The sequence below is a fragment of the Arenibacter echinorum genome, assembly GCF_003259375.1.
GTDB classification, from domain to species: domain Bacteria; phylum Bacteroidota; class Bacteroidia; order Flavobacteriales; family Flavobacteriaceae; genus Arenibacter; species Arenibacter echinorum.
Genome location: NZ_QLLN01000004.1, coordinates 329,331 through 352,004, shown reverse-complemented (window position 1 = coordinate 352,004; position 22,674 = coordinate 329,331). Strand labels below are relative to the sequence as shown.

The 22,674-nt window shown below is 40.2% G+C and carries 18 protein-coding genes; 16 read left to right on the top strand and 2 right to left on the bottom strand.

Going from position 1 to position 22,674, the window contains the following annotated elements; translation table 11 throughout:
* Window positions 1-321 precede the first annotated feature (321 nt).
* From LV92_RS22075 to LV92_RS11955, 3 genes are all read left to right on the top strand, one after another.
* Window positions 322-453: a hypothetical protein gene (locus LV92_RS22075; protein WP_262511301.1), complete on the top strand. Its 132-nt coding sequence runs from the start codon at window positions 322-324 to the stop codon at window positions 451-453.
* A 571-nt stretch (window positions 454-1,024) separates the two neighbouring features.
* A complete protein-coding gene (locus LV92_RS11960; RefSeq protein ID WP_111623881.1) occupies window positions 1,025-2,791 on the top strand; it encodes a PQQ-dependent sugar dehydrogenase in 1,767 nt (588 codons plus the stop codon).
* A 170-nt stretch (window positions 2,792-2,961) separates the two neighbouring features.
* Window positions 2,962-5,214, top strand: coding sequence for a ligand-binding sensor domain-containing protein (locus LV92_RS11955; RefSeq protein ID WP_111623880.1), 2,253 nt, complete (start codon window positions 2,962-2,964; stop codon window positions 5,212-5,214).
* A gap of 91 nt (window positions 5,215-5,305) precedes the next feature.
* Here LV92_RS11955 and LV92_RS11950 read toward each other — a convergent pair whose 3' ends face one another.
* Both LV92_RS11950 and LV92_RS11945 read right to left on the bottom strand, forming a co-directional pair.
* A complete protein-coding gene (locus LV92_RS11950) occupies window positions 5,306-5,983 on the bottom strand; it encodes a LytR/AlgR family response regulator transcription factor (RefSeq protein WP_111623879.1) in 678 nt (225 codons plus the stop codon).
* Window positions 5,970-7,001, bottom strand: coding sequence for a sensor histidine kinase (locus LV92_RS11945; protein WP_111623878.1), 1,032 nt, complete (start codon window positions 6,999-7,001; stop codon window positions 5,970-5,972). The genes LV92_RS11950 and LV92_RS11945 overlap by 14 nt, the downstream gene beginning before the upstream one ends.
* Before the next feature lie 191 nt (window positions 7,002-7,192).
* Between LV92_RS11945 and LV92_RS11940 the strand changes: the two genes are divergently transcribed.
* From LV92_RS11940 to LV92_RS11880, 13 genes are all read left to right on the top strand, one after another.
* Entirely contained in the window at window positions 7,193-7,480 is a 288-nt protein-coding gene (locus LV92_RS11940) for an EF-hand domain-containing protein (RefSeq protein WP_111623877.1), read from the top strand.
* A 35-nt stretch (window positions 7,481-7,515) separates the two neighbouring features.
* Entirely contained in the window at window positions 7,516-8,529 is a 1,014-nt protein-coding gene (locus tag LV92_RS11935) for a YHYH protein (protein WP_111623876.1), read from the top strand.
* A 56-nt stretch (window positions 8,530-8,585) separates the two neighbouring features.
* Window positions 8,586-10,163, top strand: a complete 1,578-nt coding sequence (locus LV92_RS11930) for a carbohydrate-binding domain-containing protein (protein ID WP_111623875.1) — start codon at window positions 8,586-8,588, stop codon at window positions 10,161-10,163.
* Window positions 10,164-10,190: 27 nt separating this feature from the next.
* Window positions 10,191-10,853 carry a DUF6702 family protein gene (locus LV92_RS11925; RefSeq protein WP_111623874.1) on the top strand — a complete coding sequence of 221 codons (663 nt, stop codon included), beginning with the start codon at window positions 10,191-10,193 and terminating at the stop codon, window positions 10,851-10,853.
* Window positions 10,854-11,323: 470 nt separating this feature from the next.
* Window positions 11,324-12,088 carry a YHYH protein gene (locus LV92_RS11920; RefSeq protein WP_111623873.1) on the top strand — a complete coding sequence of 255 codons (765 nt, stop codon included), beginning with the start codon at window positions 11,324-11,326 and terminating at the stop codon, window positions 12,086-12,088.
* A gap of 9 nt (window positions 12,089-12,097) precedes the next feature.
* A complete protein-coding gene (locus tag LV92_RS11915) occupies window positions 12,098-12,697 on the top strand; it encodes a toxin-antitoxin system YwqK family antitoxin (RefSeq protein WP_111623872.1) in 600 nt (199 codons plus the stop codon).
* The gene (locus LV92_RS11910) at window positions 12,675-13,367 is read left to right on the top strand and encodes an SCO family protein (protein WP_111623871.1); all 693 of its coding nucleotides are present in this window, start codon (window positions 12,675-12,677) and stop codon (window positions 13,365-13,367) included. Before LV92_RS11915 ends, LV92_RS11910 begins: the two co-directional genes overlap by 23 nt.
* Window positions 13,368-13,534: 167 nt before the next feature.
* Window positions 13,535-14,137 carry a hypothetical protein gene (locus LV92_RS11905; RefSeq protein ID WP_245946367.1) on the top strand — a complete coding sequence of 201 codons (603 nt, stop codon included), beginning with the start codon at window positions 13,535-13,537 and terminating at the stop codon, window positions 14,135-14,137.
* Between the two features lie 412 nt (window positions 14,138-14,549).
* On the top strand, window positions 14,550-16,142 hold the full coding sequence (locus tag LV92_RS11900) for a sulfatase family protein (protein ID WP_170126313.1): 1,593 nt from the start codon (window positions 14,550-14,552) through the stop codon (window positions 16,140-16,142).
* Window positions 16,143-16,197: 55 nt separating this feature from the next.
* Window positions 16,198-18,498 (top strand): glycoside hydrolase family 95 protein, encoded by a 2,301-nt coding sequence (locus tag LV92_RS11895; protein WP_111623868.1) that lies wholly within the window; start codon window positions 16,198-16,200, stop codon window positions 18,496-18,498.
* 8 nt (window positions 18,499-18,506) lie between these two features.
* Entirely contained in the window at window positions 18,507-19,883 is a 1,377-nt protein-coding gene (locus LV92_RS11890) for a sulfatase family protein (RefSeq protein ID WP_111623867.1), read from the top strand.
* 146 nt (window positions 19,884-20,029) lie between these two features.
* Entirely contained in the window at window positions 20,030-20,812 is a 783-nt protein-coding gene (locus LV92_RS11885) for an SGNH/GDSL hydrolase family protein (protein WP_111623866.1), read from the top strand.
* A gap of 4 nt (window positions 20,813-20,816) precedes the next feature.
* Window positions 20,817-22,673, top strand: a complete 1,857-nt coding sequence (locus tag LV92_RS11880) for a beta-N-acetylhexosaminidase (protein ID WP_111623865.1) — start codon at window positions 20,817-20,819, stop codon at window positions 22,671-22,673.
* The last annotated feature ends 1 nt before the right edge of the window (window position 22,674 follow it).

The window sequence follows — 22,674 nt, the reverse complement described above, 5'->3', positions numbered from 1 at the left end:
TTCTAGAATTTATTCGATAAGTTGTACACTAATTGGGTTGAAGGTGATGGTGTTTCCAAATGTTTTTTTCTTTTTAAAATGAAAATAAATTTTAATATTTTATTTATGTAAGCTTAATCGATTATAAAGGGTAAGAAAATATTACAAAATGAAGAATTTTATAAAAGTCCAAAGACAGAATTTACGAAGTTATTTGAAGTTCCAATCCAAACAATGAGTTGATGTATTGCAATGATTTTTTTCGATCTTCTCCGGATATCGCTAAATTTTACTCTGTCCAAAACGGGAGGAATAGGTTTATATAGTATCATATGATTATTTATGAATAATTCGGTTGTTCAGTTTAACGAATTCACTTTGGATCTGCATATAAAGGCCTTGCCTGCCAAATTGGATAGTTCCCCCGAATACTTTTTCGGCAAGCTGGCCAGTATGTGTTTAAGATGTGATTAATTTTGCCTCAATGGGGCATTGCCTTATTCATAATCTAATATCCCATTATGGCATTTCATGGAGCAAACCTAAATTGATAAAAAGATAATCCCTTGCGGTTTTCCGCAAGGGATTGAATTCTGTTCCAGGAGGTCTGGAATTTATCTTAAATGGCTAATGAATGTTGCATTATTTAGCCTGTTGGAATCAATTGTTCTTTATGGAGTTGGATGTGAAATCAGAGTAGATTCAAAAACAGGTTTTGCCTCACGCCTACCTGCTTATCAAGGAATACAAAATTCTTCGTTTAATCATCCAGACCAATAAAGGTTTGAAGTTTTATACTTATGTAATATCGTAATCATCCTTTAAAAATAATTTGAAGTCATTTAATTATTTGAACAAATTTGATTAGCTTAGGAGATATTGTTTGGTTTGTGAATCAAGTATTTATGTCATTAAGTTAAAAGATTATATAAGACTCCTAATGGCAATAGAATTAAGCATATGAATCTTCAACTAATACATGGTATTTTAATGATACTTAATATTAAATTTAACCTACTTGGTACCGAATAGGAAATACAAAGAAATGGCAGTTCTCCTCCGTATAAATAACATTCTGTTTATCTTATTGTTTTCGGGCATTATGATGCAATGCACAAAGAATTTACCACCTGGAGATTCTGATAATGGGGGATTAATACTTCCTGAAGGTTTTGAGGCGGTAGTGGTAGTGGACAGTATAGGGCCCGCCCGGCACCTTGCGGTTAATGACAATGGTGATGTATATATAAAAATGCGATTTGCCCATCCAGACGGTGAGAATATCGGTCTGCGTGATACTGATAATGACGGAAAAGCAGATCAATTTGAACGGTTTGGGGTATTTGATCAAAAAGGGTACTATGCCACAGGAATGCGAATCTATAATGATTATTTGTACTATAGTACAGCCAGTACGGTTTATAGGCAAAAGCTGACAAGGGGCAAGTTGGTACCTGAAAGTGAACCGGAAGTCATGCTCACGGATGACTATCAAAATTCCCCTTATGGCTATTCCCATATTGCCAAACCCCTGACGTTTGATAAGGATGGTCATATGTATGTTCCCTTTGGTTCCCCAGGAGATGTGTGCCAGTCAAAAGAACAGAATAGAATGCCCGGAGCATTGGGGCAGGATCCATGTCCAGAGCTGGAGTGGCATGCAGGGATATGGCAATTTGACGCCAATAAGCCTGGCCAGACACAAAAAGACGGCTACCGCTATGCCACAGGTATTAGGAGTATTGTTGGAATGGACTGGAATCCTTACGATAATACCTTGTATGCCCTGCAGCATGGAAGGGACAATTTGAACCGCAACTGGCCCGAATACTATTCCCCATGGCAGAGTGCTATGTTGCCCTCCGAAGAATTCCTCAAGGTAAAAGAAGGGACCAATGCTGGGTGGCCGTACTACTATTATGATCATATGCAGGGTAAAAAATTGCTTAATCCTGAATATGGGGGAGATGGTAAAAAGGAAGGCGATGCGGCCAAATACGAGCAGCCCATAATTGGTTTCCCTGGTCATTGGGCACCCAATGACCTGCATTTTTATCAAGGTGATCAATTCCCTGAGCATTACAAAAATGGCGCTTTTATCGCTTTTCATGGTTCCACCATCAGGGCTCCTTTTCCTCAAGCGGGCTATTTTATTGCTTTTGTCCCCTTTAAAAATGGAAAAGCTGGGGAATGGGAAGTTTTTGCCGATGGTTTTACACAGGTCGATAAAATAGTTGATACCGACGATGCGGGATACAGGCCTATGGGTATCGCCATGGGACCAGATGGTTCACTGTATATTAGCGAAAGTGAACATGGAAAAATTTGGAGGGTAATGTATAAGGGCGATAAAAAGAATTTTGGCCCTGGACAACTTGCCCAAATGGAAAAACTCAAGAATCTCCCCCATATCAAAACGCCCGATGAAGAAAGGGACGATCTTACGCCACTTAGGGCCGAGGCGGGAGCAATATTATATAATAAATACTGTGGCTCCTGTCATATGGGCAATGGCATGGGAGACGGTAGTAGGTTTCCGCCTATCGCCGGTTCCGAATGGGTCAAAGGAGACCAACAAAGACTCATAGATGTTGTATTGAGTGGCTTAAGTGGGCCTATAGAAGTGAATGGTAAGGCCTTTGACGGAGTGATGCCACCTGTCGATTACTTAGAAGATGAAGAAATAGCCCAGATCCTGACCTATATTAGGAAGGAATTTGGCGATAATTCCCCTCCTGTTGGATCCTACTATGTGAAGCAGGGTAGGTATTATTCAAAGAAGAAAAAAGAGGAAATGAATAGTGGACTTTAGATACTTTGGCAAGTCTTGCTTCGTCTTTGGGATGATTTTTCAGATTGGAGTTTTGCTGCTATAAAGGTTAATTCAATTCTTCTTTTCATGAATCTTTTATTGTTGTCTTGTTATGGTATATATCCCCAGCTTAGATTAACTTTAGCGGGCAAACCGATCAGTAATCTAAAATGAACAAAGCCATTTTCTTTCTTTTTCTTATTCCTATTTTGTCTATTGGCCAAACCAAAGACTTAGAAGCCAATTCAAAACTTTATACAACTTATATAGATGAGCCTTTTGCCCAGGAATATCACGAGGCATTTATTGTTGCCGAAAACAGCGAGAATGCCAATAATGTTAGGGCTATTCAACCCGATTCGGAGGGAGGCATCTGGATTGCCACCAAAAATGGTATTTACCATAAGGAAATCGATTCCAGTGAATGGAAGTTGGTTATTGATGGGAATAATCAGGGCCCGGCCTATGACGTAGAAATTGATAAGAATCAAGATGTATGGATGGCCACTTGGAACGGAGTTTATAGAGGTCGAGCCGGGGATATCCAAAAAATGGAAGGTCCTAAGCCACCTATTGCCCAACTGCTATCGACGAAAGAAGGTGTTTATGCCATGGGGCCTTATGGAATATGGTTGTATCAGGATAAAAAATGGTCGAAAAAAGATTATAATACTGCACGAAGTATTCGTACCGTAATGTCTGACAATAATGGCGGACTTTGGATAGGTACGGACGTGGGTCTATACCACTGTAATGATGAAAAAACTACGGCATATCAAGGAAATGAGGATCTGATCAGCGCCTATGTAAGGGGAATGGATTTTGACCCAGTTGGAAATATGTGGATAGGGGGTTTGGGGGGTGTTTCCATTAGAAACCAAGAAGCCAAAATAGGAGAAAAAAGACCTAAGGACGGTATACCAAATGCCAACGTAAATTCCGTTGTAAAAGCTCCCGATGGGAAGATGTGGGTGGGTACGGAATATGGGATTACAAGATTTGTTCCGGGAGAAAAAGACTATTCCGTTAGATTAGGTAGACGTTGGTTGGTATCTGACGAGGTGAGAGATATCGCTTTCGACCAGCAGGGAAATGCATGGATCGCAACTGCTAATGGGGTGAGTGCTATAAAGAACAGAAAGATGACCCTAGCGACAAAGGCGGATTATTTTTATGATAAATTGATACGGCGCCATGTTCGGGATCCTTGGATAATAGCCCGTTCCAAATTAGTGGTACCGGGCGATACCACTACCATACAACCGGACGATGACGATAATGACGGGGAGTTTACCTCTAATTATCTAGCCATGGAATCCTTTAGATATGCAACTACCAACAATCCGGAGGCTAAGGAAAGAGCCAAAAAAGCCTTCGATTTCTTACATTTTTTAAGGGAAGTTACCGGTGAAGACGGTTTTTTTGCAAGGAGTATAATTCCAGTTTCCTGGGAGCAATCCCATGATATGAACCGCACTTATACGGAGCGGGAATTGGCCGAGGCAATAATTGAAAATCCCAGGCAAAAGCCAGTGGAAAAGCGTTGGCATCTTTCCAAGGACGGTAAATGGAAGTGGAAGGGCGATACCAGTAGCGATGAGATTTCTGGGCATCTGTTCGGCTATTATTGTTACTATAATTTGGTGGCGGATAACAAGGAAAAAAAGCGGGTGGCGGATCATTTCAGTAAAATCATGGACCATCTCATAGAGAACGACTTTAACCTGGTAGATGTAGACGGAACCCATACCAAATGGGGCGTATGGTCCCCGAGTATTCTGAATCACAATCCCGATTGGGCTCCGGAAAAGGCGTTAAACTCTTTGGAGTTGCTGGCTTTCTTGAAGTTTACCCATCACATTACCAAAAAAGAAAAGTATCAAAAGGAATATTTGAAATTGATAAAGGAAGATGGGTATTTGGAAAACGCAAAAACTTTGCACAATACCAATCCTTCCTGGGAGACTTATTTTGATATCTTTTTATCCCTATACATGTATCCGACCTTAATAAACTATGAAGATGATCCGGTATTGAAGAAGGAGTATCACGAGCATTTGGAGCAATGGTTCAAAAAGCATAAAAAGGCCAAGAGTCCCATGATCAATTTTACTTACAATCTACTAACAGGAGGTAATGAGGAACTGGATAATTCCATTGCCTTTTTAAAGGATGCTCCGCTGGACTTGGTAGACTGGTATGTGGACAATGCACAACGGGAAGACCTAAAGGTAGTTCGGCAGCCTATTCTTGAAGAGTTGCAGACGGCCTTGCGCCCGCCAAGTGAGTACCGAACCATGAGATGGGATCAAAACCCTTATGTGGCGGTTAGCGGTGACCCGACCCAAGAAAAAGAACCTGTTTATTGGCTTTTGCCCTATTGGATGGGTCGTTATTTGAATTTGATTTCGGCGGAAAAGTAAAACTTTAAGCTATCCAGAGCACTTGCTATAGTCCAACCAATTTTTTAAGCTTAGGGCTTCCATGACTGCTTTTTTTTGTTTTATTATAATCTTAAAAAAGATTCTTTTTTACGAGCTCATAATAACTGGCACTTACGGGAATGATTGCTTTATCAATAAGCAAATCCCGGCCCTTCAATGCGTTGACTTTTGCTTTGTTAACGATATATGATCTATGGACCCTCATGAAACTTTCTTCGGGGAGCTTTTTCTCCAGGGCGCTAAGGCTCTGGTTGCTCATAATTTTTCCCTGGGGAGTATGATAAATGACATATTCGCTATCACTTTCTATATAAAGAATGGTGTCAAATTTTATTTTATGTAGGTCGTAGCCCGATTTAACGATTATTGAATCCTCTGAGGTTTCCGGATTAATGTCCGTTTTTATTTTGTTGACCGCCTTTAAAAAACGTTCAAAAGTAATGGGCTTTAAGAGATAATCTACGGCATTTAGTTCAAACCCTTCCAAAGCGTATTCCGAGTATGCCGTGGTAAAAATTACCTGGGTGCCAGGTGGAATCATTTTGGCAAAATCGGTACCCTTTATTTCGGGCATTTGTATGTCCAGTAGCAGGAGGTCTATTTTTTGTTCCTTAAGCACTTTTATGGCGTCCAAGGGATTTTCGAAATCGGCCACCAATTCCAAAAAATTCACTTTGGCAATATAGGTTTTAAGGAGGCTGCGTGCCAACTCCTCGTCGTCTATAATTAAACATTTAATGGTTCCCATTCAGATCTATGTGTAGTTGAACTTTAAAAGTAGTTAATTCTTTTTGGATCTTTAAGCTATGCTTTTTGGGATATAGTATTTCCAATCTTTTCTTTACGTTTTCGAGGCCAATCCCACCACTTTTGTCCTTTTGCATGGACTCTTTGGGAATGCTGTTTTCAATTTCAAAATCGATTTTCTTCTCATCGGAGAAGATACTTATTTTTAAAAAGGCATCTGTTATCTTTTCTAGATTACCGTGTTTTAGGGCATTTTCAACAAAGGGAATAAAAAGCATGGGGGCCACCTGTACAGTATCGTTTTTTATTTGAAATTCTGTATGTATAGGATAGGTCTTACTACTTTTTAAGACGTACATGGCCAGATAGTCCTTTATATAATCTACCTCCTTTCCTATGGGTACATAAGCTTGTTCACATTCGTACAAAACATAGCGCAACATATTGGATAGGGTACTGATTCCCTGTTGGGTCTTGTTCGAATTGGTAACCGAAAGCGCATAGATATTGTTCAGCGAATTGAACAGGAAATGTGGGTTGATCTGTGATTTCAGCAGTTTTAATTCGGTCTGCAAATTTTCATTTTTGTTCCTAATGGTTTCTTCCTCCTTCTTTTGGGCAAACAAAAATGTCTCTACAAAGGTGGCCAGCACATAGGCAATGGACAATACCAAAAAGTGGATTAAAAACTGGGGCGGTACCCTGGGGCGCATTTGGGGTGGTGGACCTCCCTCACGTGGTGGCTGACCTGAAAGTAGTCCTAAAAAAGGTTCAGATATAATTGCGGCACAGAACACGATCAGGGCCAAGGAGATCAATATAAAGGGAACATACCTTTTTTTAAACAAAAGTGCAGGAGCCGTGTAATAGATCAGAACGGCTATGACCGCAATTTGTAAAAGAAAGGAAGGTGCGTTCTTTTGAGCAAAGAGTACATCATCTGTCATTAATAACCAGGCCATTAGCCAAACGGCTAGCCATAATACCGCGTGAAAAAGAAATCGTTTTGTTCTGTCCATGGTACAAATTAAAGGAATTAATTTTCATCACAACGCAAAAATAGGCCATCCATATCCTTCTTAATTTGAAGTTCGCAGATGCTAACACTTCATTCGCTTAAAACCTCCGTTGCTTCATTGAAAGTAGCCATTTGGCATTCAACCTTGGGCGATCTTTGTAGTCCAAAGAATGAATTTAAAAAACAATAACAATGAAAAAAATGATAGTAAAATCGGCAGTTTTAGCAGCAATGGTAACCTTATTTTTTAGCGCTGACCTTAGTGCACAATCCCAAGGGGGAAAGGGACAAAAAGAGCCACCATCCGTAGACCAAATTTTTAAGGAAATGGACAAGGATGAGGACGGAAAATTATCCAAAGATGAATTAAAAGGCCCCATCAAAGAAGATTTTGACACGATAGATACAGATGAGGATGGCTACATCACAAAAGAGGAAATGGAGAAAGCACCAAAGCCTAAAGGACGTAAACGTGAATAGGATTAGAATTTAATTGTAATTATAAAATTGAAACCATGACGAATAAATTTTCATATTTAATGTTAGTTACCGTGCTCCTCATGTCCTGCCTTAGCTGCAGCAATGATAGTGAGGATACTACGGACGGTACGGATGATAGCGAAACAGTAGATGACTCTGATGTTGTAAATGTTGATGCTTCATATTTCCTGACAAGTGACGGCTCGGTTACCATTACCACGGTGCCCTGCACCTTATCTGATGGGACGGAAACAGATTGTTATCAAATTGTTACGGGCAGTTTACCCTCGGATCATACAATGGGTCCATGGTGCCCTGATAACATTGCAGATAGTGCTGAAGAAGGAGGAATTTGGCTGGAAGGCGGAGTAGTATATGACGTGGATGGTGCCTTTATTGAGAATATGGCGACATTTTATAACGATTCCAATTGGTTAATGTATGATGCAAACGGAGATGTTTATATAACGGATACCGAAGATGATTGTATTAATGCTGCCAATCCAAATGTAGGTGCCGAATACGAAAACTTCTGCGTAGAATGCCTTCCTTCCTATATTACGGATCTTACACAAACTTGGACCATACCAATTACCCCGGTAATTCAGGCCAATGCTGTTATGTTTACCACGGCAGGAGCTGGAGGAGGACCTCCAGGAGCAGGCACTTCGGCACCTTCCACTCGTGGAGTAGCTTTGAACGGTATTGAATTTTCTGCTCCTGCACCCGTGGATAATATTTTAAGTGCCTACACACTCGCCCCTTTTGATGATGCCGGCGGACATATTAATGTACATCAGGGCTATCACTACCATGCTGCTACAGGATTCGGTACCCAAATAGTACAAGAAGATGGGCATGCCGCTTTAATAGGATATGCCTTGGACGGATTTGGAATATATGCATTGGAAGATGCCAATGGCGATAGTCCTTCCGACTTGGATGAATTACGTGGGCACATGGATGATACTAGAGGATATCATTACCATGTAGACACTGCTGGTAATAACAATTTTATAAATGGTTTAAAGGGAGCTTACGTCAATTAAAATAGTGCTCAGAAAGAGTCTTAACAAGATTGGTGTTTATCTAAAATAAAGGAATTATGAAGTACACAATATTTAAAAAACTAGGGATTTTAGCTGTAGTATTCGCTGTTTTTGCAGCTTGCAGTAGTGATGATGAAAGTGAGATCGATATAGTTGCAACATCAGAAGATATTGTAATTACAAGCACAAACTCTACAGGCACTGCTGAAGGGGATACCGATAACACAGGTGCCGATGAAGATGATTTAGTGGAAAATGCCACTTTTGGAAATACAGTGCAAATTGTATTTTCAAATACATCGGCTACCATTACAAATCCTGTTCCAGATGATGTGGTAATTACGCAAGACGGTGCCGATGTTACCATTAATTCCTCTATTTCAGAAGTAGCTTATGAGGTATCGGGAACAACAACCGATGGTATGTTAAAAATTTATAGCGATAAAAAATTCAAATTATCGTTAACTGATTTAAGTATCACCAACACAGACGGACCTGCAATCAATATACAATCTTCAAAAACCATTTTTGTGATATTGGAGGGTACAAGTAGTTTGACAGATGCATCAAGTTATAGCAATATCCCTGATGACGAAGATGCTAAAGCAACATTTTTTAGTGAAGGGCAATTGGTTTTTTGCGGTTCAGGAGCATTGAACGTTGCAGGAAACTACAAGCACGGTATAACCAGTGATGATTACGTTAGGGTAATTAGCGGAACAATCACGGTTACGGAAGCAGCATCGGATGCCATACACACCAACGATTACATAATTGTAGACGGGGGTACGCTTAATTTAACGGCAAGTAGCGACGGAATGGATTGCGAAGAAGGCTATATTATTATCAACGATGGAACATTTAACATAAATGCTGTTGATGATGGAATTGTAGCCTCTTATGACATTGATGATGAGGAAGAACCAGATGATTCCATTACACCCAACGTAACTATTAATGGGGGAGATTTTGTGATAAACACTTCCGAAGGCGAAGGAATAGAAGCAAAGGGAATAATGACCATTAATGACGGCACCATAAATATCTCTGCTTATGATGATGGCCTAAATGCTATTGGGAATTTATATATTAACGGAGGGGACATCTATGTTTACAGTACCCTTAATGATGCCATTGATAGTAACGCAGGGATTACCATTACAGGTGGTACAACCATTGCTATATCAGTAAGGACCGATGAACCTGACGGTAGTTTTGACACCGATGATAATCTATTTAAAATTACCGGAGGAACCATTTTGGGATTGGCATTAAATACTTCATTTCCTACAGTAAGTGAAAGCACGCAAAACTCGGTGATTTTTGATGGAGTTAGCTCAAATACACTATTAAATATTCAATCGGAAGATGGTACGGAAGCCCTTACTTATCAAGTGCCTTATAGCGTAAATACCATTATTTACTCCAATGCAAAATTGGAAACAGGTAAAACTTATAAAATTTACACAGGCGGAAGTGTAAGTAGTGGTACTGAAGTTAACGGATTGTACACCTCCGGGACATATAGTGGAGGAACATATTTAGGTGATTCGTTTACAATAAACAGCACAGTTACACAAATTGGTGGAGATTTGGGACCAACTGGAGAGCCCGGTGAAGGGGGCCAGAGGTAATTAATATTATTAAAAAAATACAAACAGATGAAAAAATACATGTTACTGTTAGTTGCGTTGGGGTTTTCAATGGCAAGTTTTGCCCACAATCCCAATGTTTCCACCACAATGCTGGTGGAAAAGGGAAAAAACAGTTGGGTATTACAGATAAGTGCATCCTTAACAGCTTTTCAGCAGGAAGTTAGGACCCATTTTGCTGAAACACCTTATCAAACTCCAGAGGAGTTTCAACATATGGTGTTGGAGCATATTAAAAACAACCTTCATATCAGTGTCAATGGGGGAGAGGATATAGCTTTCGGGAATGGAGCCGTAAAACTTGGACATGAAACCATGGTGGTTTTCGAAGTATATGATATTCCCGAGAATATAAATTCAGTGGTTGTTATAAACACGGCCTTTAAGGACATTCACCAAAATCAAAGTGCCCTAATTATTTTAAAGGAAGGATTTAGTAAAGAACGATTTGTTTTGAACAATGCCAACGATCACAACCTTTCGTTGGCGGTAGCTGGAAATCAATTCGTGGAAGTAGGCAAAAATGAAGCTAGTTTTTTTTCGACCGGTATAGGGGTCATTGTATTGGGTGTTGCAGCTATATTGATTTTGGGCTTGACAGTGTTGGGGGTAGGCCATTTATTTAATAAGTCCAATAAATCTAAAGAAGTGCCTCTTACCATAGTTCGCTGATATAAATTTTTGGGTACCTCTAGCGGAGATTTTAGGAAATAACAACTACATAGTAGCGATATATCAGCTATGGCCCCTTATGTTCAATGAATAGAGAATAATATGGCGCATTCTAATCAAAGTAATTGAAATACAATTTAACAAAGATAATTAGCTAATGGAATTATGGAAAAACATATGGGGCCTATTCAAAATTTCGGGTAATGAACCCAACCTCTGGTGGGCCTTTATTGTTTCATGTATTGTAATTGTACTGGCTGTGTTGGTCATTTATAAAATGATAAAACCCGTAAAATAGCCTAAAGTCATTGGGCTAAAAATTGGTTTACCGATCCATATCCATTATTGACTTAAAAGAGTGGGCAGTTCATGGATTTGAAGATTTTCATGTTGCCCAATTTACGAGATTTGTTTTAACATAAATTCAGAATAGACAAAAGTAACAACGTAAACCCCCAAAATTGAAGGATATGAAAAAAGAAACAAAAGTGAATAAATATATCACTGCAATAGCACTGGGCTCGGCCTTGTTGTTAACTACCCTAATTGCCTGTAGTGCCGATAGCGCTTCGGATGAAGATACTGAAGAAACCGTTGTAACCGAATTGCACGCTGCATTTTCAGCCTTTAATTCCGATGCCACCTCTATTTATTTGGATGGGTCCAATGTAGTAATAGAAACTACTGGTTTGCCCAACCATGAAACGGTTTATTGGGGAGAAGGAAATGCCCTATATAAGGAGGAACCCGATGTGGCTAGAACGCCAAGCATCATGTCCAGTAACAACAACGCCACTACCATTATGGTGGATGCAACCCCTAATTTAACCGGTAACACAGTATCCACCCAACTGAATACTATCGGTATTGCCGTAAGTGGGGCTTCCATTTTTAACGATCAGGAAGGAGGCGGCCCATTAAATCAGGCTGCGGCTAGTTTGGATTGGACAGGTGCCCATATAGGCCCAGGGGTATACCATTACCACTTGGAGCCCAAGGCTTTCACTGATGATGATGAGAATTTAGTGGGGATACTCTTGGACGGGGTTTTTCTTTACGGTAGAAAGTGTACTTCCACAGGAACCTACCCAACAGATTTGGATGCTTCTGGCGGACATACAACGGCTACCCAATATACCGATGGAGCGGAGGAGTATCACTATCATATTATTAATGAATTGTATTCTACAACAGGATCTTATTTGGCTTTTGCTGGTCCTTATCAAGGATACTAAAAGGAAATTATGCGACCATTAATCCTATTATTTTTGACGGCCTTTTCCCTGTTAAATTGTAAGCAGGCACCTGGTGTTAAAAGTGAGATTGGGAAATCTATTGTAATAGATAGTGCTGAGGTATCCAAACAGGACCTGGCCCTTAACCAAATAGAAGGCAAATGGTATTACAAAAACCAGCCTTACAATGGCTATTCGTTGAAATTTCACGCCAATGATACCTTGGCTGAAAGACTAGGGTTTCTTAATGGGAAAAGAGAAGGCCTGGCAAGAAGATGGTCCGAAAATGGGGTGCTTAGGGTAGAATCTACCTATAGTCAGAACAAATTGGTTGGGGTATATAAAAGTTGGTGGGAAAACGGGGTGCTGGCGGAAGAATCCAATTATGTTAATGGCTTAAAGCAAGGAGAGGAAAAACAATGGTATGCTACCGGGCAATTGTCCAAAGTAAGGCAATTGATAGAAGGAAAAGAAGAAGGTTTACAAAAGGCTTGGCTGCCAAACGGGACCTTATATGTTAATTATGAGGCCAAAAACGGACGCATTTTTGGGATGCTCAGGGCTAATTCATGTTATAAATTAGAAGATGAAGTTGTTGTTAGGGATTAAGAAGATTGGGTTGGTTTTAGTTTGTTTGTTGACACTTCTTGGGAGTTGTAAAAAACAAGTAAAAAAGGAGACCGTAGAAGTGGTGGAGACCAGTAGGGTGGAATACCTTCCCTATTACAGTGATGAATCCTTTACGCCCTATTGGATAATGCCCAATAGTGGGGAAGAAAAAAGTTTTCATAAAATCCCGGATTTCAAACTCCTAAATCAACTAGGGGATACTGTTTCCCAAAAGACTTTTGAGGATAAAATCTATATAGCGGATTTCTTCTTTACCACCTGTCCCGGAATTTGTCTAAAGATGACCGGAAATATGGTCAAGGTGCAAGAGGCTTTTAAGGACGATCCTGAGGTGCTATTGCTATCACACTCGGTAACTCCCTCTATAGATTCTGTCCCTGTACTTAAAAACTATGCCCAAAAAAATGGGGTAATGGATAATAAATGGCATTTGGTTACAGGGGATAAAACGGAAATTTACAATCTGGGAAGAAATCAATATTTTGTAGAAAATGATTTGGGAGTGCCAAAGGATATAAACGACTTTTTGCACACGGAAAACTTTTTGCTTGTAGATAAAAACAAACATATTAGGGGTATTTATAATGGGTTGAACAGGGCATCCATAGCCCAACTCATTACGGATATCAAAGCTTTAAAATTGGAGTAGCTGCTATGCGCTTATTTGCTAAAATTCGACGGGGTTTCATATTTTCCGGAAAATTCAAAAGTTATCTTTTATATGCTTTTGGAGAAATATTCCTGATAGTAATAGGTATTTTGATTGCATGGAAAATCAACGATTTAAATGAAATCAGGAAAAACCGGATAGTGGAGATGAAAATCTATCATAGCCTGTATGAAGAATTGAACACAAATTTGAAAGTTCTTAATGAGGGCATCGTCAAGTACTCTAACAATGTTAACAGATTGGAAGCTACCTTAAACTATGTTGGCCTTGCTCCCGAAAAAATTACGCCAGGGGCCAAGGATACCATTGTGCACATTAATTATGCGCCAATGGTCTTGCTGGACGGGGCATTAAATTCGGTAATAAGTACCTCTAAATTTGAGATTATTGAAAGTGATTCTCTAAAAACCCTTATCTCCAACTACCCCACGGAAATTGCTGAATTTAAAATAACAGATGCAAAGATCAACGATATAGTGGTCAATCACTTGCAGCCGGTATTGGAAAAGCATCTTGCCTTAGTGGATATACTGCCACAGGATAGTCCTAAGTACAATAAAATCAGGGACTTTGGAAGAATGTCCAATTATTATACATTGCTAAATACCAAGGAATATCAGAACGCCTTGGTGGATAGATTGTTGCAAACTGAAAACCTTTTGACCCAAGCCAAAAAATTAAGGAATAGGACTCAGGTCATGGGCCTAAAATTACGACAGGAGCTGGGGTATCCTTCAGAAAATTTATAATAGTACTTCTTTTTTGACCAGTGAGAGGTAGTGCTTAAATCTACCTGCCTACAGTGAGGTTTGTTTACGGTATTCCAGAAAGCGAAGATTTAGGCGGCAATAGTCCTATAAAGCATAAGGGGTATACGCCTCTTGGTTAGTTTAGTTAGATTAAAAAGGGAGGCTATTTCTCCCTTTTTTTATGCATTTTAATGCCCAATCCAGAAAAATCTAGAAGTCATTTAAATAGAACCCCAGGCATTTTACAAATTGGACCATAGAATTTGATTATAGAATGAAGTCCAGATGGTTTAAAACACCATCGATTATTGACTTCAATAACAGTATAATTATCCCAATAACTAGTGTTAAAAGCTATCTTTTGGTTTTAAAAGTTAATTTTACAGAAATTAAGTTTTAAAATATATCAAGCATGATGAAAATGAAATTCTTTGCAACTTTACTTGGCTTAGCCCTATTTTTAACAATCTCCAGTTGTAAGAATAAGACGGAAGAAAAAAAAGTGGACAGTTCGGAGAGACCCAATATTCTTTTTATAATGTCCGACGATCATACTGCCCAGGCCTGGGGAATTTACGGGGGCATACTTAAGGATTATGTGCACAATCCCAATATAAAACGGTTGGCAGCTGAAGGCTGTGTACTGGAGAATTGTTTGGTTTCCAATTCCATTTGTACCCCCAGTAGGGCAACGATCCTAACCGGACAATACAGTCACGTTAATGGGGTTACTACCCTAGGTGCTGGTTTATCCCCGAGTCATAACAATATAGCGAAGGAACTGCAAAAAGGCGGTTATGCTACCTCTATTATAGGGAAATGGCATTTAAAACAGGAGCCGGCAGGGTTTGATTATTATGCCGTATTGCCCGGGCAGGGCGATTATTGGAACCCAAGATTGAAAACAGCTGATAACTGGGAAGATTATTATGGGGGTGGAAAGGTAGTGGAAGGTTTCAGTACGGATATCATTGCCGATAAAACCATGGAATGGATAGAAAACAGGGACAAATCCAAACCTTTTATGGCCATGTGCCATTTTAAGGCTACCCATGAACCCTATGATTACCCAGAACGATTTAGTCATCTATATCGCGATGAGGAAATTCCGGTACCGGATTCCTTCTATGATCGTGGAGCAGAAACTACTGGGCGGGTCTTTAAGGGGCAATCTATAGACAACCTGCAAAAGCGCTATTTGGATGCTACTGCCGATCCTGAATTGAGAAAAGATTATATGGCCTATCCGGAATTGCCCTTCTCGGTGGAGGGCCTAAGTGCTGATGAGGCAAGAATGAAGACCTATCAGAAATTTGTAAAGGATTTTATGCGCTGTGGAGCTGCCATTGATGACAATATTGGCAGAATTTTGGATTATTTGGAAAAGTCGGGATTGGCAGAAAATACCATAGTGATATATACGGCCGATCAGGGGTATTTTTTAGGGGAGCACGGATGGTTCGACAAGCGTTTGATCTATGAGGAATCCATTCACATGCCCTTTGTAATTAGGTATCCAAAAGAGATTCCTGCTGGAACCAGGAATAAGGATATCATAGAAAATGCCGATTTCTCCGCCCTGTTCGCCGATTATGCCAGTATTGATTATCCAGAAACCATGCAGGGCCATAGTTTTCGCGAGAACTTAAAAGGCAATACCGCTGCAGATTGGCGCAAGCATGGCTACTACAGGTACTGGGACCATAGCAAAGACCGCCCTGGCCATTTTGGAATTAGGGGAGAGCGTTATAAGCTTGCGTTTTATTATGGAAACGGACTCAAGGTAAATGAATACACCAAAGAAGAACAACCAGATAAATATTGGGAATTCTTTGATTTGGAACAGGATCCCAAGGAACTTCGAAACGCCTATGATAATCCTAAATACAAGGATATCATTAAAGAAATGAAAGAGGAGATATTAAGGCAAAGGGAAGCCTTGGGGGATACCGATTCGGATAATCCGGAAATACATCAAATTATCGCTGACCATTGGGAAAGTTAGGAATACAAGGGTGCACTAAATAAGAATTGAGCAATAATGATCAGAAGTTAAACGGATGCAAAGAAGAAATATACTTACCTTATTTTTTATCCTGTTCTTACTAATTGAAGGGACAAAGGCCCAGGAAAAAATAAATTTGTCCTATAAACAACCTGCTACAGAATGGACAGAAGCGTTACCAGTGGGCAACGGTAGTCTTGGGGCCATGATCTATGGAGGTGTTTCACAAGAGCATATTCAATTTAATGAAGAAACGCTTTGGCGTGGACAACCCCACGATTATTCCAATAAAGATGCTGGAGATTATTTAAATGAAATACGGCTGTTGCTTACAGAAGGTAAACAAATGGAGGCCCAAAAATTGGCACAGCAAGAGTTTATGAGCGAACCCTTACAGCAAGTGCATTATCAACCGTTTGGTGATATTTATATCGATTTCAAAAACCATGATAACTACACCAATTATAAGCGCGAACTCAATTTAAATAATGCCATTGGTTCGGTATCCTATACCGTTGAAGGTGTAGAATATAAGCGTGAGGTATTGTCCAGTTTTCCGGATCAGATTATTGCGGTAAACCTAACTTCCAGTAAATCCAAAGCCCTTAATTTCGATTTGTGGTTAGATGCTATTCATGAAGATAAAGCGGTGAAGACCAATGGTTCTACTCAAACCCTGGAAGTTAAGGTTAAGGATGGCGCTTTAAGAGGGGTATCTACGCTAAGGGTGGAAACAAACGGTACCATAAAAACGGTGGGAGGGAAACTTCAAATCTCCAAGGCCTCAAAAGCCACCATCTATTTAACCGCTGCTACAAATTATATTGATTTTGAAGACGTTTCAGGGGAGCCTGAAAAAATGGTGCCTGAAATATTGACTAAAGTTGCTAGTACAAATTTCAAAGCGGTAAAAGAAAAGCATATTTCAGATTACCAATCCTTATACAACCGATTTGAAATTAGTTTTGGGGATAACGGAAAATCCAAAAATCCGACCGATCAACGCATTTCGGATTTTAGCAGCGATCCAAACGATCCGCAACTGGTAGCCTTGTATGTAGCATATGCGAGATATTTAACCCTTGCCAGTAGTCGTCCAGGAACAAAGCCAGCAACACTTCAAGGTATTTGGAATGATAAATTAACACCCCCATGGTTTAGTAGTTATACCACGAACATTAATTTGGAAATGAATTACTGGCCGGTGGAAATGTACAATTTAAGTGAATGCCATGAACCATTATTCGATTTAATTGAAGACCTTTCTATTACTGGAGCCAAAGTGGCCAAAGCACACTACAATGCCGAGGGTTGGATTGCACACCACAATATTGATATTTGGCGTGGTGCAGCTCCGGTAAACGCATCGCACCACGGTATTTGGTTGGGTGGAGCGGCTTGGTTAAGTACCCACATTTGGGAGCATTATTTGTTTACACAAGACAAAGTGTTCCTAAAAGAAAAATATCGTCTTATTCAGGAAGCGGCCTTATTCTATTCCCAGTATTTATACAAGGATCCTAAAACGGGATATTTGATAAGTTCCCCGTCCAATTCCCCTGAAATAGGTGGTCTAGTGGCCGGTCCTACAATGGATCACCAAATCATAAGGGCCTTGTTCAATATTTCTGTTGAGGCAGCCGAGATCTTGGATGTGGATGCCGCCTTTTCCAATGATATCAAAGCCTTGATCCCTAAGATAGCTCCTAATAAAATTGGGAAATACGGTCAACTTCAAGAATGGATGGAAGACAATGATGACCCTGAAAACCATCACAGACATGTATCGCATCTTTGGGCTGTTCATCCCGGAAATGAAATCAATTATGAAGATACGCCAGATTTAATGAACGCTGCAAAGCAATCATTGGAATATAGGGGCGATAATGGTACTGGTTGGAGTTTAGCATGGAAAATTAATTTTTGGTCTAGATTTAGGGATGGAGATCATGCTTATAAATTATTGCATAATCTACTTAGTCCCGCAGAAAGAGCAGATGGAAAAGAAGGTGGTGGGTCGTATCCAAACCTCTTTGATGCACATCCCCCATTTCAAATAGATGGAAATTTTGGTGGAGCTTCAGGTATTTTGGAAATGATATTACAAAGCCATTTAGATAAAATTGAATTATTGCCAGCTTTACCAATGGCCTTGCCAGAAGGACGTGTTTCGGGTATAGTGGCCAGAGGTGGTTTTGAATTGTCTTTTTCTTGGGAAGAAGGCCAATTGAAAGGCGTTTCTGTTCTTTCAAAAAGTGGCTTGCCATGTGTTTTAAAATACAATGACAAAACTATTGAGTTTAAAACTGAAGCTGGTAAAACCTATCATTTTGATGGTTTATTGAATGAAAAATAGAACAATATATGCAAAGAATAAAATTAATAACGCTGATCATTACGGGCTTCATAAGCTTTAAAACAGTGTTAATCGCCCAGAATAAAAACTCCAAACCAAACATTATTATTGTCTTTACGGACGATCAAGGTTATCAGGACGTAGGCGTTTTTGGTTCGCCACTAATTAAAACCCCTAACCTTGATAAAATGGCAGAAAACGGTATAAAATTTACCAATTTTTATTCTGCTTCATCCGTGTGTTCACCATCAAGAGCAGCATTGCTAACAGGGGCTTACCCACCTCGAGTTGGTGTTCCTAAGGTACTATGGCCGAACTTACCAGGTGGATTACCAAATGAGGAATTGACTATAGCCGATATGCTCAAAACCCAAAACTACGCCACAGCTTGTATTGGGAAATGGCATTTAGGGGATAAGGATCAATATATGCCAACTGCTCAGGGCTTCGATATGTATTATGGTATTCCATATAGCAACGATATGTCCGTATATCCGAAAGCCAAAGTATCAGAAAACGTTTTGTTTAGAGAAGGCATGACCATCGATAGTTTGCGACAGGAAAAATGGAGAGGAGGCATGGTGCCATTAACAGAACAAAATGAAATTATTGAATACCCTGTAGATCAATCGACATTAACACAGCGCTATACCAAAAAAGCTTTGGAGTTTATTGAGGAGAATAAAGAAGAGCCGTTCTTTTTATATCTAGCGCATTCAATGCCCCATATTCCATTACATGCCTCCCCAGAATTTAAAGGAAAAAGTAAACGTGGTCTGTATGGTGATGTAATCGAAGAAATTGATTGGAGCATGGGCCAAATTTTAGAGACCTTGGAAGCCTTAGATCTGGATAAAAATACACTTGTAATATTTACATCGGACAATGGCCCATGGAATCTCAAGAATGGTCATGGGGGATCTGCCCTGCCCTTAAGAGGGTTTAAATTTCAGACTTATGAGGGCGGAATGCGCGAGCCAATGATCGCCCAATGGAAGGGAGCCATACCTGCAGGATCTGTTTGTTCAGAAGTAGCCTCTACCATAGATATATTGCCCACCATTGCTTATTTAACCGATGGCAATATGTCTGAGGAAATCGTGGACGGAAAAAATATTTGGCCCTTACTGGCAGGAAAGAAAAAGGCTTCGCCTCATAAGAAAGATGGATTCTTTTATTACAAAGAGTCTACGCTTGAAGCAGTTAGAAAAGGCAATTGGAAACTAAGAAGGAATGAAGGGGAAATAGAACTTTACAATCTGGCCGAGGATATCTCCGAAAGCCAAAACCTAGCCGAAGCCCATCCTAAAATGGTACAAAAGTTGATCAAGATGCTGGACGAATTCGATGCCGAGTTAAAAACGGACAACAATAGGTACCAATAGAGCTGAATTTGGGGAGTTTTAAATTGATAGTTTGTTGTGTTATCTAAAGGCCTCATTGAGCTTCTTATAGGTTCATCCCATATGTATATGAAATAGCAAATCTAATAAATGGAGACAGCAATTCATGGTTAAGTAAAAATCGTAAGATGAAACGACTGGATTTTGTAAAAAAGGCCTGTGCAGGCGGTGTTGGTTTAGCATTATTGCCGCAGGTATATTCTTGCGGAACCAATAAAAGTATAGCCGAAAAGGCCTGGTCAGGGTTAAGGGCACAGGACGGACCCGTATTTTCCTATATACACCCCAAAAAAGGTGTGCCAAATGTCTTGCTCTACGGAGATTCGATCTCCATAGGTTATACCACAACGGTTAGGGAAGAACTGGCCGGGAAAGCCTCGGTTTTTAGAATTTTCAGCAATGGTATTTCTAGCCACGACTTTATTCCTAAGATGGATAAACTTGAGCAAACTATGTTTAAACCACATTTAAAAGGTGGTTGGGATTTTGAATGGGACCTAATTCATTTCAATGTTGGGCTCCACGATATTAAGTATATGAGTAGCAAGGGAATGGACAAAGAAAATGGGGAAATCGTATCTACGGTGCCGACCTACCAAGAAAACTTGGTGGCCATTTGTGAATATTTGCAAGACAATTTTCCAAATACAAAATTGATTTTTGCTACCACGACCCCAGTTCCCGAAAATGCAAATGGACGTTATGCGGGTGATGCCAAAAAATATAATGAAGCAGCCTTGGAAGTCTTAAAGAATTATCCTTCTGTTATCATAAATGATTTATATGGGTATACCCTGCCAAATCATGAAAAATGGATGGAAAAACCAGGTAACGTACACTATAATAAACTAGGGACAACGGAACAGGGAAAGAAAGTAGCCGAAGTAATCCTAGAACAATTAAACCAATAGGTAAATGATAAAATATCTCACTAGTATACTGTTTTTTTTAATGATAGGGTTCAACCTTCAAGTGGCGGCCCAAGAGTATCACTTTGTACCACAACCAGAGTCGGTTTCCTTTTCAGGGGATGCCTTTGTTCTGGATAAGAATACCAAAGTAGTGGTCCCCAAAAAGTTTCAGGGGGAGCTAATTCCTTATTTGGCGGAAAAATTTTATAGCGATTTAGGGCTTAACCTTACCTATTCTTACCGAAATCCAGAGATGGGGGAAAAACATATTTTGTTTAAACTCGATAAAAATTTGGCGGTAAAGGATGAGGGCTATTTGTTGGAGGTACAACCAGCATCGATCGTGGTAACCGCCAAGAATTACGGAGGACTCTTTAACGGTTTCCAGACCTTACACCAAACCTTTCCTTTGGAAAATTCTGGAACGGTCAATGTGCCAGGGATGACGGTAAAGGACAGCCCTAGATTTGGCTGGCGCGGTATCATGTTGGATGTTTCCAGACATTTTCAACCCAAAGAATTTATCCTAAAACATATAGATGTTCTTTCCTCCTACAAGGTAAATAAGTTCCATTGGCATTTGACCGATGACCAAGGATGGCGAATCGAGATTAAAAAGTATCCGAACCTTACTGAAAAGGGAGCTTGGCGTGCCGATAGAACTGGCGTAAGCTGGTGGCAACGTGAGGAGGCAACCGCCGAAGAACCAAAAACGGTTGGGGGCTTTTACACTCAGGAAGACATCAAGGAAGTTATTGCCTATGCAAAAGTGCGCAATGTGGAAATTATTCCGGAAATAGATGTGCCTGGGCATAGCAAGGCATTGGTGGCATCATATCCTCAGCTGTTTTGCTATGATGAACCCGATGCAAATTTTGAAGTAGCGGTAGGGGGCAAGGCACCCGATAATGCGGTCTGCGCAGGTAAGGACACTACTTATGAGTTTTTGGAAGGGGTAATTGAAGAGATTGCGGCCCTGTTCCCCTCAAAATACCTGCATATAGGTGGTGATGAGTGCAATAAATCCAATTGGAAAAAATGTCCGTATTGCCAAGGGGTAAAAACAGAAAATAACTTAAAGGACGAAGAGGAACTACAGAGTTATTTTATTCAAAGGGTGCATAAAATAGTAAAGGCCCAAAAAAAGACCATGATAGGTTGGGATGAGATATTAAGCGGAAAAGGTGCACCCGGTGCTACGATAATGGCATGGCGGAGAGGTACGTACACCCCAGAAATTACCGCGCCAAAGGAGGGGTATCCTACTGTAATGACATCTTATAAACATATGTATATCAGTCAGGTTCAGGGACCCACCTTTATGGAGCCCGAAGGTCCTAAAGTGGTTCTGCCCTTGTCCAAAGTATATGGTCATGAGCCTCTACCGGCAGAATTGACGCCCGAAGAGGTAAATAGGGTTCTGGGCAATGAAGCCTGTTTATGGGGCGAGTTTACCCCCACTCAAGAACACTGTGAATATATGTTGTACCCTCGCGCTCTGGCCAGTGCAGAGGTGTCTTGGAGCGACACTAAAGTTAAGGATTGGAAGCGGTTTCAAACTGCCATGGAAGCTTCCCACTTTAAAAGACTGGAACGGGAGCAGGTGAATTATGCCAAAAGTTTGTTCACGGTATACGCTTCCTATGCCCTGGACGAATTAGAGAGTGAGGCCTATGTGTATTTAAATACGGAAACCGTTGGATATGATATTTTTTATTCTACTAACGGGGAAGACCCCACAACAGCTTCAACAAAGTACGAGAGCGATTTTATCGCGGCCCCCAAAACACTCGTAAAAGCTGGACTGTTCAATAAGGAAGGAACACTATTGGGGAGGGTAACAGAAATCAGATTAAAATAAA

Bases quoted from the DNA above. Each gene is read 5' to 3' on its own strand.
- LV92_RS11910 (WP_111623871.1), top strand. From the start codon at position 12,675: ATGAAGTTGTTGTTAGGGATTAAGAAGATTGGGTTGGTTTTAGTTTGT.
- LV92_RS11885 (WP_111623866.1), top strand. From the start codon at position 20,030: ATGAAACGACTGGATTTTGTAAAAAAGGCCTGTGCAGGCGGTGTTGGT.
- LV92_RS11930 (WP_111623875.1), top strand. From the start codon at position 8,586: ATGAAGTACACAATATTTAAAAAACTAGGGATTTTAGCTGTAGTATTC.
- LV92_RS11880 (WP_111623865.1), top strand. From the start codon at position 20,817: ATGATAAAATATCTCACTAGTATACTGTTTTTTTTAATGATAGGGTTC.
- LV92_RS11905 (WP_245946367.1), top strand. From the start codon at position 13,535: ATGAAAATCTATCATAGCCTGTATGAAGAATTGAACACAAATTTGAAA.
- LV92_RS11940 (WP_111623877.1), top strand. From the start codon at position 7,193: ATGAAAAAAATGATAGTAAAATCGGCAGTTTTAGCAGCAATGGTAACC.
- LV92_RS11920 (WP_111623873.1), top strand. From the start codon at position 11,324: ATGAAAAAAGAAACAAAAGTGAATAAATATATCACTGCAATAGCACTG.
- LV92_RS11915 (WP_111623872.1), top strand. From the start codon at position 12,098: ATGCGACCATTAATCCTATTATTTTTGACGGCCTTTTCCCTGTTAAAT.
- LV92_RS22075 (WP_262511301.1), top strand. From the start codon at position 322: ATGAATAATTCGGTTGTTCAGTTTAACGAATTCACTTTGGATCTGCAT.
- LV92_RS11935 (WP_111623876.1), top strand. From the start codon at position 7,516: ATGACGAATAAATTTTCATATTTAATGTTAGTTACCGTGCTCCTCATG.
- LV92_RS11900 (WP_170126313.1), top strand. From the start codon at position 14,550: ATGATGAAAATGAAATTCTTTGCAACTTTACTTGGCTTAGCCCTATTT.
- LV92_RS11960 (WP_111623881.1), top strand. From the start codon at position 1,025: ATGGCAGTTCTCCTCCGTATAAATAACATTCTGTTTATCTTATTGTTT.
- LV92_RS11895 (WP_111623868.1), top strand. From the start codon at position 16,198: ATGCAAAGAAGAAATATACTTACCTTATTTTTTATCCTGTTCTTACTA.
- LV92_RS11950 (WP_111623879.1), bottom strand. From the start codon at position 5,983: ATGGGAACCATTAAATGTTTAATTATAGACGACGAGGAGTTGGCACGC.
- LV92_RS11925 (WP_111623874.1), top strand. From the start codon at position 10,191: ATGAAAAAATACATGTTACTGTTAGTTGCGTTGGGGTTTTCAATGGCA.
- LV92_RS11890 (WP_111623867.1), top strand. From the start codon at position 18,507: ATGCAAAGAATAAAATTAATAACGCTGATCATTACGGGCTTCATAAGC.
- LV92_RS11945 (WP_111623878.1), bottom strand. From the start codon at position 7,001: ATGGACAGAACAAAACGATTTCTTTTTCACGCGGTATTATGGCTAGCC.
- LV92_RS11955 (WP_111623880.1), top strand. From the start codon at position 2,962: ATGAACAAAGCCATTTTCTTTCTTTTTCTTATTCCTATTTTGTCTATT.